The organism is Stenotrophomonas sp., from assembly GCF_059505245.1.
In genome coordinates this window covers 87,485-98,957 of sequence record NZ_JCACKF010000020.1, presented here as the reverse complement: position 1 = coordinate 98,957, position 11,473 = coordinate 87,485, and the positions used below count along the sequence as shown (strand labels likewise).

At 67.0% G+C, this 11,473-nt stretch carries 8 protein-coding genes; 3 read left to right on the top strand and 5 right to left on the bottom strand.

The window, feature by feature from the left end:
• Nucleotides 1–164 precede the first annotated feature (164 nt).
• The 4 genes from ybaL to AC5JLE_RS09055 form a co-directional block, all read right to left on the bottom strand.
• A complete protein-coding gene (ybaL, locus tag AC5JLE_RS09070) occupies nt 165–1,862 on the bottom strand; it encodes a YbaL family putative K(+) efflux transporter (RefSeq protein WP_483287193.1) in 1,698 nt (565 codons plus the stop codon).
• A 195-nt stretch (nt 1,863–2,057) separates the two neighbouring features.
• Nucleotides 2,058–2,939 carry an XVIPCD domain-containing protein gene (locus tag AC5JLE_RS09065; protein ID WP_050483532.1) on the bottom strand — a complete coding sequence of 294 codons (882 nt, stop codon included), beginning with the start codon at nt 2,937–2,939 and terminating at the stop codon, nt 2,058–2,060.
• Nucleotides 2,940–2,948: 9 nt separating this feature from the next.
• Complete coding sequence (locus AC5JLE_RS09060) at nt 2,949–3,257, bottom strand: hypothetical protein (protein WP_005418535.1); 309 nt, start codon at nt 3,255–3,257, stop codon at nt 2,949–2,951.
• 279 nt (nt 3,258–3,536) lie between these two features.
• Nucleotides 3,537–5,924: a TonB-dependent receptor plug domain-containing protein gene (locus tag AC5JLE_RS09055; protein WP_496065236.1), complete on the bottom strand. Its 2,388-nt coding sequence runs from the start codon at nt 5,922–5,924 to the stop codon at nt 3,537–3,539.
• Between the two features lie 334 nt (nt 5,925–6,258).
• Between AC5JLE_RS09055 and AC5JLE_RS09050 the strand changes: the two genes are divergently transcribed.
• Nucleotides 6,259–8,124: an ATP-binding cassette domain-containing protein gene (locus AC5JLE_RS09050; RefSeq protein ID WP_164167716.1), complete on the top strand. Its 1,866-nt coding sequence runs from the start codon at nt 6,259–6,261 to the stop codon at nt 8,122–8,124.
• Nucleotides 8,125–8,200: 76 nt separating this feature from the next.
• Here AC5JLE_RS09050 and ampR read toward each other — a convergent pair whose 3' ends face one another.
• Nucleotides 8,201–9,067, bottom strand: a complete 867-nt coding sequence (gene ampR, locus AC5JLE_RS09045) for a LysR family transcriptional regulator AmpR (protein ID WP_014648174.1) — start codon at nt 9,065–9,067, stop codon at nt 8,201–8,203.
• A 175-nt stretch (nt 9,068–9,242) separates the two neighbouring features.
• Between ampR and blaL2 the strand changes: the two genes are divergently transcribed.
• On the top strand, nt 9,243–10,157 hold the full coding sequence (gene blaL2, locus AC5JLE_RS09040; protein ID WP_049406179.1) for a L2 family extended-spectrum class A beta-lactamase: 915 nt from the start codon (nt 9,243–9,245) through the stop codon (nt 10,155–10,157).
• A gap of 85 nt (nt 10,158–10,242) precedes the next feature.
• Nucleotides 10,243–11,457, top strand: coding sequence for a cation:proton antiporter (locus AC5JLE_RS09035; protein WP_164167225.1), 1,215 nt, complete (start codon nt 10,243–10,245; stop codon nt 11,455–11,457).
• Nucleotides 11,458–11,473 lie beyond the last annotated feature (16 nt).

Sequence of the window (11,473 nt, the reverse complement as noted above, 5' to 3'; positions counted from 1 at the left end):
GGGGCGTGAGCCGCATGGATGCGGCGACCGAGCTTACATGGACGTACTTGCAGCGGCCCCCGCAACCGGACCCACCCCGCCATCCCACGCAATGCCAGCCTTTGCTTTCGCCGTTGCCGCCGCTTCGGCAGGTGCAGGGCGCAGCCCTGCCGCACGCACACCCCTCACACCACCGGAATGCTGTGCTGCCCCAGGTTCCGGTACGGCGGCGTGGACATGATCATCTCCGCCAGCGAATACGCCAGCTCGCGCTCGGCCATCACCGTGCCATCGGCGCCGTGCTCCAGCAGATGCTTCACCTCGGCATCGCTGTGTGCGCGCGCCAGCAGGGTCAGGTCCGGATTGATCGCCCGCAGCTTGGCCAGCGCCTCACCGGCTTCCAGCGGCTGCGGAATCGCCAGCACCGCGATCTTGGCGCGCTCCGGATGGGCCTCGGCCAGCACCCGGTCGGCGGCGGCACTGCCGCGGATCGCCGCCAGGCCCTTGGCATGTGCCTGCTCGACGTGTTCCTTGTTGTCATCGATCACCAGCACCGGCACGCCACGGTCGCGCAGCACCTGCGCCAGTTCGCTGCCGACGCGGCCGTAACCGATCACGATGGCGTGGTCATGCAGGTCGCGCGACGGGCCGATCGCTTCGGGCGGCTCGGGTACCTGCGGAGACTGCTCCTGCTTGGCCTGCCAACGGTCCAGCAGGCCGAACACCAGCGGGTTGAGCATGATCGACACCAGCGCGCCGGCCAGCACCAGCGACTGGCCTTCCTTCGGCAGGATCTGCAGCACCACGCCGAGGCCGGCGATGATGAAGGCGAACTCGCCGATCTGCGCCAGGCTGGCCGAGATGGTCAGCGCGGTGCTGGTCGGGTGGCCGAACGCACGCACGATGAAGAACGCCGCCGCCGACTTGCCGAACATGATGATGGCGACGGTGGCCAGCACCTGCCACGGATGCTGGACGAGGATGTTGGGGTCGAACAGCATGCCGACCGACACAAAGAACAGCACCGCGAACGCATCGCGCAGCGGCAACGAATCATGCGCGGCCTTGTGGCTCAGCTCCGATTCGTTGAGCAGCATGCCGGCGAAGAACGCGCCCAGCGCGAACGAGACGCCGAACAGCATCGCCGAGCCGAACGCCACGCCCAGCGCGATCGCCAGCACGGACAGTGTGAACAGCTCACGCGAACCGGTACCGGCGATGCGCTCGAGGATCCACGGGATGACCCGCCGACCGACCACCAGCATCACCGCCACGAACAGGCCCAGCTGCACGAAGGTCCAGCCGATGTCGGCCAGCACGCTGCCGAGCGAGTGCGATTCCTTGGCCGCGTCAGGACCGAACACACCGGCCATCACCGGCATCATCACCAGCGCCAGCACACAGGCCAGGTCTTCCACGATCAGCCAGCCGACCGCGATCTTGCCACGCATCGTTTCCAGCAGGCGGCGTTCCTCCATCGCCCGCAGCAGCACCACGGTACTGGCGGTGGCCAGCGAGAAACCGAAGATGACGCCATGGATGGCCGGCCAGCCCATCAGCGAGGCCACGCCCCAGCCGAGCAGGGTGGCCACCGCGATCTGGCCGATGGCGCCGGGGATGGCGATCGCCTTGACCGCCATCAGGTCCTTCAGCGAGAAGTGCAGGCCGACGCCGAACATCAGCAGCATGACGCCCAGTTCGGCCAGCTGGTTGGCCAGCGCCTGGTCGGCGACGAAGCCGGGAGTGAACGGGCCTACGCAGATGCCAGCAACCAGGTAACCGACCAGGGGAGACAAGCGGAGCTTGTTGGCCAGCGCGCCGAAGATGAAGGCGAGCCCCAGGCCAACGGCAACGATGTTGATCAGGTCGGTGTCATGGTGCATCGGCACTCGCAGGAAATCGGGGGATGCCCCGATTTTCACCGATGCGGTCACATACGGCAAACGCTGGCCAGCGTATCGGATCGTTGCGTGGGCGGCTTGTACGGGCGAGATATCAAGCCTTGTTGAGAGATGGCAGGCCCTGACGGGCCGAATGGTGCCTACCTATGGGGGGGCTCCAGGCGTAGCCGTCGATGATCACACCATCTGCCGGCGCTGGGTCTCTTCCAGGGCAGGCTCGGCCTGCTGCGGCGAGGCGGCCAGCTGCTTGTCCAACTGATGAATCTGCCGCAGCGACTCCGCAACGGGTGGCTGAAGGGCCGTTTCAATGTTGATGTGGGCACGCAGATGGCCCGGGTCATCCAAGGCTCCTTGAATGACGAAGATGTTCTCCGGCCTTGGGGGCTGACCAGCCGGCAAGCCCAATACCACATGGTCGATCCGTTCCAGACCTTGTGCCCGGGCAAGTTGGGTGAGGCTGGCCGCCATGCGTTGGCTGGCTTCATCAGATGCGCGACCCAACGATGCGTCCAGCGCGTGGACGCCGGCGAGTGCTTGCTGGTGAAGCGATGCCGAGGCATCGCTCAGCGTTGGGATGCTGGTTTCCGGCCGTTCGGTTGCCGGTTGCGGCTGCGAAGGACTGGTGGGCCGCACGCGCTCTGCCTTGCGAATGGACTCGATCAGCTCCCGCGGTGTATCGGTGAACAGCAGTTCGCCTGCATCCAGGGACTGCCCGGTAACCTTGTTCACGGTACTGGTCGCCCACGATGCGCAGGTATTGCCATATGACCAGGTGACATTTTCGCCCAAGGCCTGGTCAAGTCGCTTGACCTGCTCGGGAGTCAATTCGTAATAGCGTGAGGCCGAAGGTGTGGCCCGGGCTTCCATGCCTTCGCGGATGTCCGAACCTGGGCCATTGTCCTCAACGAGTGGATGGTTGTCTGGCCACAGGCCATGGAACGTCGTATGGCCGTTTCGCGTCACCGAGATCCAGGCGTGGCCGTCCACGAACTGATTGAACGACCCCTGTGTATTGGGGTCTACGTGACTATGGATGCCGAGGACGACCTTGTCGCTCATGGGATGCCCTTACGGAAAAATCTGTGTTTCGCCATCGGCGTACAGCATCACCACGCGCGGCGCCATCAAGGGAATTTCCTGACGGGCCGGGCCAGCAGGTCCGGGCTTCACGTCGCGCCGCAGCATGGTTGTGCATTGGCCGGATATGGGGCAGCGATCAACAACGACTTTCATGGTGTCCCCTTCCACGACATAGCTCATCCCTGCCGCGTAGTACATGCTTTCCATCGGTTCATTGAACTGGACCTGGAGCTTCGACGCGGAGAGCTGGGTGACGACGACCGGCTCAAGGCTCGATTTGGAATAGCTGGGTTTCACGTGATCTCCTGAACACCCTGACAGGGGGGCCGCCAGCGCAACCCACGCGAGCGCAGCGTACACATGGCGGCGAGTGATGCAGGCTCTCGTCACGGAGCGGCTCCTTCGTTGGTCCGCTGATTATGCACGGGACGACCTATGAGGCGCGTGCAACAGAGCACAGCCTGGAAACCGGGTGCAGGAGCTGGCAACGGTATACGGTCAGGGCCGCGCCTGCCCCGAGGCCGCGGGCGGGTGTGTGGAGCAGCGCCGGGCAGGGCCCGGCGCACCCATTACCCCTTACCAGGTGTACTTGATCCGCCCGTACACATACGCGCCGTTGAAGCCGAACGGCGAGTAGTTGCTGTACGGCAGCATGCCGAAGGTGGAGTTCTGCAGGTCCTCGGTGCGGTCCGGGTACTTGTCCAGCAGGTTGTCGGCACCCACGGTCAGGGTCCAGTTGCTGCTGGGCTTGTAGCTGGCCGAGGCATCCACCACCCAGGCGTCGCCGTAGGTCTGGTCACGCAGCGCGGTGGCCGAGTTGCGCACGGTGAATTTGCCGTAGCGGGTGGCGGCCAGGCCCAGCTCCCAGTGGTCCGAACGCCAGGTGCCGCTCAGGATCGCCTTGTCGCGCGGGTAGCTGTCCTCGATGCGACCGATCTCATCACGGCCGATCAGCGACTGGGTCAGGCCCAGCGTGCCGAACACCGGCGGGGTGCCGCCAACGCGGCGCACTTCGGTGTCGTTATAGCTGTACGCAGCGGTCAGCTCCAGGCTGCTGGCGCTGAACGGTACCGTGTAGCTGGAGACGAAGTCGACACCGCGGGTGCGCGTATCCAGGCCGTTGGTGAAGTAGGAGAACGCGGTCACCTGCGGCAGGCCCAGGGTGCCCAGCAGCGCGCTGGTCGCGGCATTGGTGGTGATGCTCGACGACAGCGCGATGCGGTCATCGATGTCGATCTGGTAGGCATCGACGGTGATGTACAGGCGGTCGACCGGCTGCAGCACCAGGCCCAGGCTGTAGGAGGTGGAGGTCTCGGCCTTCAGCGGCGAGGCGCCCAGCGCCTGCGCGGCCTGGCTGGTGGTCGGGAAGGTGCCGCGCTCGACGAATACGCCATTGAGGAACTGGCTGGTCACCGCCTGGTAGCCCTGCTGCGCCAGCGAGGGCGCGCGGAAACCACTGGAGGCGGTGGCCCGCAGCGCCACCTTGTCGGTGAACGCGTAGCGCGCCGACAGCTTGCCCGAGAAGCGGTCGCCGAAGTCCGAGTAGTCCTCGTAGCGGCCGGTGATGCCGGCCGAGAACTTCTCGGTCAGGTCCGCTTCCAGGCCGGCGTAGACCGCGTAGTTGTGGCGGTCGGCATGCACTTCATTGGTCGGGGTGAAGCCCGCGAAGCCCTGCGCGCCGCTGCCGGTGTACGAGTTCAGTTCGCCCGGGTTCTGGTCCCACTTCTCCTTGCGGTACTCACCGCCGAAGGACAGCGTGACCGGGTAGGCCAGGCCCCAGTCCAGCGACTTGGTCAGGTCGGCATTGAAGATGTCCTGCTGGTACTTCAGCGTGCCGTCGTAGAACGAGCGCGGGCTGGTCGCACCCAGGCTGTAGTTGATGCTGTTGCGGGTGTGGAAGTCCAGGGTGTTCTCGCCGTGATTCAGGCTCAGGTCCCAGGTCCAGCCGTTGTCGGTGTTGCCCTTGACCCCGGCCACCAGCGAGCGGTCCTTGGAGTACTGGTTGATCTCCGGCACGAAGCCGTCCGGATAGGTCTGCGCCAGCAGCGCGCTCTGCCCGCTGTGGTTGCGCGAACGGTAGAACGCGAACGAGGTGATGTCGCGGTTGCTGAGCAGCGCGCTGGCGTAGCCGGTCACGTGGTCGCTGAAGTCGAAGCTGGCGTTGGCCGAGGCCGCGGTGGCATCCACGCGCGGGTCGCCGACGATGAAGGTCTTCTGGCCGATGCTGGGGAAGTTGCCGGTGTTCGGCGTGGTGCCGCGGTACGGGCCGGCGCGGTTGCTCTCGTCCTGCTGGCTGATCTGGCCGGCCACATGCACGCGGCCACGGCCGTTGCCGAACTCGACGCCGGTGTCGCCGGACAGCTGGTACTTGTTGCCGTCGCCGGCCGAGTACTGGCCGTAGTCCACTGCCAGGCTGCCGCCACGGCCGCTGCCCTTGAGCACGATGTTGATGACGCCGGCGATGGCGTCCGAGCCGTACTGCGCCGAGGCACCGTCGCGCAGCACTTCCACGCGCTCGATCGCGGCGATCGGGATCGCGTTGATGTCCACCGCCGACGAACCACGGCCGATGCTGCCGTTGACGTTGATCATCGCCGAGGTGTGGCGGCGCTTGCCGTTGACCAGCACCAGCACCTGGTCCGGCGACAGGCCGCGCAGCTGCGCCGGGCGCACGCCGCTGGTGCCGTCGGTCAGCGCCGGGCGCGGGAAGTTCAGCGAGGGCAGGGCGCGCGACAGTGCGGTGGCCAGTTCACTGGTACCGGTGGACTGCAGCACTTCGGGGGTGATGATGTCGATCGGCGACTGCGATTCGGCGACCGTGCGGTCGGCCACGCGGGTGCCGGTGACGATCACCGTGTCCAGGGTGTTGGCGGCGGTGCCGGCCTGCTGTGCAGCGGCGACGAACGGAGAGCCACCGAGTGCGACAGCGACGGCGGCGGCGATCAGGCGGGTCTTGCGGGTCATCGGGATGGGCTCCGGTTGGCGGGGGCGGCACCGGAATCGACATCACGGGGGTGAGGCGGACGGCGGTTGTTGCGGTGCGCAAAGCAGGAATTAACGGGATATTCAGTGGCTGTCAAATGCCGGTCATCGGGAAAACCGTTGCAGAAGCAACCATTTAGCCCGGATCGGCAGTCGCGGGGAGGGGACCCGGGAGGCGCGCGGCGAGGACGTGGGAGAGAGGAACGCCGGCCGCCGCGCATCCCGGGGCGCGTCAAGTATTCGTTAACGCTAGAATTGCGTCGCAGGAACAGTGCTCACCAGCACATTCCATTCGGTTATATGGACGCCTTCCCCCATGATTTCGCTTCGTAATTTCGCCTTGCGCCGCGGCGAGCGGCTGCTGTTGTCCAATGTCGACCTGACCCTGCATGCCGGTTACCGGGTGGGTGTGGTCGGTCGCAACGGTGCTGGCAAGTCCAGCCTGTTCGCGGCGGTGAAGGGCGAGCTGGAGGCGGACAAGGGTGACGTCGACCTGCCCGGCAAGGTGCGCATCGCCAGCGTGGCCCAGGAAACCCCGTCGCTGCCCGACCCGGCGCTGAGCTTCGTGCTCGGCGGCGACCTCGAGGTGGCCGCGGTGCTGGCCGCCGAGGCCGACGCGACCGCGCGCGAAGACTGGGAAGCGGTGGCCGAGGCACACACGAAGATGGCCGAGCTCAACGCCTACGACGCCGAAGCGCGCGCCGGCAAGCTGCTGCACGGCCTCGGTTTCCCTGCCGAGACGCACCACCGTGCGGTGTCCTCGTTCTCCGGCGGCTGGCGCGTGCGCCTGAACCTGGCCCGCGCGCTGATGATGCCCAGCGACCTGCTGCTGCTCGACGAACCGACCAACCACCTGGATCTGGACGCGGTGTACTGGCTGGAACAGTGGCTGCTGAAGTACCCCGGCACCCTGCTGCTGATCTCGCATGACCGCGAGTTCCTCGACAACGTGGCCACCCACACCCTGCACCTGCATGGCGGCGGCGCCAAGCTCTACCCGGGCGGCTACACCGATTTCGAGCGCCAGCGCGCCGAACAGCTGCGCCAGCAGCAGATCGCGCACGAGAAGGAACAGGCCGAGCGCGCCCACCTGCAGAGCTTCATCGACCGCTTCAAGGCGCAGGCCAGCAAGGCTGCGCAGGCGCAGAGCCGCATGAAGCGCCTGGCCAAGCTGGCCGGCACCGAAGCGGTGCGCGCCGAGCGCGAGTTCCGCATCGAGTTCGCGCCGCCGGCGAAGCTGCCGTTCTCGCTGATCCGCCTGAACCACGTCGAGGCCGGTTACGGCAAGGACGCGGTGATCCTGCACAACGTCGGCTTTGGCCTGGAAGCGGGCCAGCGCATCGGCCTGCTCGGCCCGAACGGTGCCGGTAAGACCACCCTGGTGAAGACCTTGGTGGGCGAGCTGGCGCCGATCGTTGGCGAGCGCATGGCGCATCCGGACCTGAAGATCGGCTACTTCGCCCAGCACACGGTGGAGTCGCTGCACGAAGGCCAATCGCCGATGGAGCACTTCCGCGAGATCGCCCCGGACGCACCGAACCAGTCCTTCCGCGATTTCCTCGGCAAGTGGAACTTCCCGGGCGACCGTGCATTCGAGCCGGTCGATGGGTTCTCCGGTGGCGAACGCGCCCGCCTGGCGCTGGCGCTGATCGCCTGGCAGCAGCCGAACGTGCTGCTGCTGGACGAACCGACCAACCACCTTGACCTGGAAATGCGTGAAGCGCTGGCCGAAGCGCTGGCCACCTTCGAAGGCGCGATCGTGATGGTCTCGCATGACCGCCACCTGATCGGCCTGGTCTGCGATACCTACTGGCGCGTGGCCGATGGCGTGGTCGAGCCGTTCGATGGCGACCTGGATGCCTACGCCGCGTGGCTGCGCACCCGCCCGCAGGCGCAGGGCACCAAGGCACGCATGGAGCAGGTGGAAGAACCGGTGGTGGTCAAGACCGCGCCGGTGGCGCAGGTGGTGCAGAAGAAGCCGGTGAACCCGCACAAGCTGGCCGCCGCCGAGGCCAAGGTGGCCGAACTGGAGGGCGCGCTGGCCGAGCTCGACCGCCAGTTGGCCGACCCGGCCAACTATGCCGATGCCACCCGCATGGCGGTGATCGGCCGCGACCGCGAAACCACCGCCGCGCAGCTGGAGAAGGCCGAAGCGGCGTGGATGGAGCTGCTGGAGTCCTGATCACGCAAAAAAGGGGACGGAGGGGATTAAGTCGTTTGTGCCACAAACGACTTAATCCCCTCCGTCCCCTTTTTTGTTACGTGCCCTGCGCCTGCAGCCATTCGCGGAACCGCTTGGCCGGTTCGCGCTCGGCGCGCGAGCGCAGCCGCGTCAACCAGTAGCGGCCCAGCTCCAAGGTGGTGCCGAAGGGCTGCAGCAGGCGGCCTTCGGCCAGTTCCTGCTCGAACATGCACAAGGGCAGCAAGGCCACGCCGGCGCCCCCGGCGGCGGCCATCGCCACCGTCAGTGAGGAATCGAACACCGGCCCGCGGGCTTCCACGCCGCTCACCCCGGCCGCCTGCAACCAGCGCGGCCATTCGTCGCTGCGGTAGGAACGCAACAACGGCAGTGTGGCGAGGTCCCGCGGTTGCTTCAGCCGCCGCGCCAATGCGGGGGCGCACAGCGGTGCGAAGGGCGCATCGAGGATTGCCGTGCAGGCCTGGCCCTGCCAGTCGCCATCGCCGAAGCGGATCGCCAGATCCAGCCCTTCGCCGGCCAGGTCGATACGGTTGTTGTGGGTCTGCAGGCGCAGCTCGATGTCCGGGTGCGCGGCTTCGAACGCCGCCAGCCGTGGCAGCAGCCAGCCGGTGGCGAAGGTACCGACCACGCCCAGCGTCAGTACTTCCCGGGCCGGCCCGCCGGTGTAGCGCGCAATGCTGGCGGAGATGCGTTCAAACGATTCGTTGAGCACCGGATACAGCGCCGCGCCCTCGTCGGTCAGCGCCACGCCGCGCGGCAGGCGATGGAACAGGCGGATGCCGAGCCGGTCTTCCAGGCCCCGGATCTGGTGGCTCAGTGCGGCCTGGCTGACGCACAGCTCCAGCGCGGCTCGGGTGAAGTTCTGGTGGCGGGCGGCCGCCTCGAACGCACGCAGCGCGTTCAGTGGCAGGGTGGGGTGCAGCATCGGAGAGCCGTGAGCCAGGGTGATGGCTGATCCTACCCGTTCAATGAGGAATTTCGTAAATCTCAAACATTTGATCGCGTCAGGCATGAGTTCAACTTATGGCTTGCCCTGATTTTTCGCGCTGGTCGGTCGCAGGGGAGGCGCCAATAATCGAGCGGTCACCAGGAGAACCCCTATGCTCGCCCGTCGCCGATTCCTGCAGTTCAGTGGTGCTGCCGTTGCGTCCTCGCTGTTTGCCCCGGCGCTGGCGCAACCGGTTTCCGCCTCGTCTGGCATACCCGCCGCGAACGCCGCCATTGCCGGCGCCGCCGATTTCGCCGCGCTGGAGAAAGCCAGCGGTGGCCGCCTGGGCGTCACCGTGCTGAACACCGGCAACGGCCGTCGCATCGGCGGGCATCGGCAGGATGAGCGCTTCCCGATGTGCAGCACGTTCAAGTCGATGCTGGTCGCCCATGTGCTGAGCCTTGCCGATGCAGGCCGCGTTTCGCTCGACACCCGTGTGCCCATCGCCGGGAAGGATCTGCTGTCCTACGCTCCGGTGGCGCGCCGCCACGTGGGCAAGGATCTGACCGTGCGCGACCTGTGCCGGGGCACGCTGACCACCAGCGACAACACGGCGGCCAACCTGCTGCTGGAGGTGGTGGGCGGGCCGTCGGCGCTGACGGCATTCCTGCGCGGGCAGGGCGACAGCATTACCCGCAATGACCGCAACGAGCCGGACGTGAATCTGTTCGCGAAGGGAGACCCGCGCGATACCACCAGCCCGGCCGCGATGGCCACCAGCCTGGCCCGCTTCGCGGTGGGCAATGGCCTGCAGCCTGCATCGCGCCGGCAGTTCGCCGATTGGCTCATCGACAACCAGACCGGCGATGCCTGCCTGCGCGCCGGGCTGGGCAAGCGCTGGCGGGTGGGGGACAAGACCGGCAGCAACGGTGATGACACGCGCAACGACATCGCCGTGCTGTGGCCGCATGCGGGCGGCACCGCGTGGGTGGTCACCGCCTATCTGCAGGGCGCATCGGTCGATGACGACCAGCGCGCAGCAGTGCTTGCACGGGTGGGGGCGCTGGCCGATGCGATGATCGGATGAGGTAACCGGGGTCATCGGGAAATGGCTTGCCGGATCGGTCGGGCACGCGCATCCTGCGCGCGTTCGAACCCCACGGAAGACCCCGATGAGCCATGAGTTGATCTACCTGCTGCTGATCTTCGCGCTGCTGGTGATCCCGCGCGCACTGCAGCGCTTCAGCCTGCCGGCGCCGTTGACCTGCCTGCTGTTCGGCATCATCGGCATGCTCTGGCTGGGCGACCAGGCACACGACGCGGTGATCGGCCTGCTGGCCACGCTGGGCATTTCCTCGCTGTTCCTGTTCGCGGGCCTGGAAGTGGATCTGCAGGCGCTGCGGCGTGGCATGTGGCCGCTGCTGGCGCACCTGTTGATCCGTACCGGCACGCTGTTCGGCGTGGGCTGGCTGGCCTGGCGCTATGCGGGGCTGCCATGGCAGGCCGCTGGGCTGCTGGCGCTGGCGCTGCTGACGCCCTCCACCGGCTTCATCATGGATTCGCTGTCGCGGCTGGGCCTGAGCGAGGACGAGCGGTTCTGGGTCACCAGCAAGGCCATCGCCGGCGAACTGCTGGCGCTGGCGGCGTTGTTCATCGTGCTGCAGGCCGGCGACCCGGGCCACATGGCGCTGTCCAGCCTGGCCCTGCTGGCGATGATGATCGGCCTGCCGCTGCTGTTCATCGCGCTGGGCCGCTGGGTGGCGCCGCACGCGCCGGGCTCGGAGTTCTCGCTGCTGGTGATGGTCGGCATGGTGGCGGCGTACATCACCTATCTGCTGGGCGTGTATTACCTGGTGGGCGCGTTCATCGCCGGCCTGGTCGCGCGCCTGCTGCACCAGCGCATGCCGCTGCTGGCCTCGCACGAGAACCTGCACGCGCTGCGCCTGTTCGCCTCGTTCTTCGTGCCATTCTATTTCTTCAATGCCGGCACCAAGGTGCCCAGCGAAGCCCTCAGTTTCGAGGCGCTGGGGCTGGGCATCGTGATCACCCTGGTGGTGCTGCCGCTGCGCATCGGCGTGGTCTGGCTGCAGCGCCGGGTGATGTTCGGCGAGAGCTTCCGCAGCAGCCTGCGCGTCTCGCTGGCGCTGGCCCCGACCCTGATCTTCACGCTGGTCCTGGCGGCGATCATGCGCGAGCGTTTCCAGATTCCGGCGGTGCTGTTCGGCGCGCTGCTGCTGTACGCCGCACTGACCACACTGTTGCCGTCGCTGGTGTTCCGCACACCCTTCGACGTCGATCCGGTGGAGCAGGAGCCGGCGGGCGAGGGCGAGTCCGCGCCGGTAGCGGCCACCGAGACGCGGCCGGAACCTCACATCGCCGAACGCTGACCGGTTGCCGCGCGCG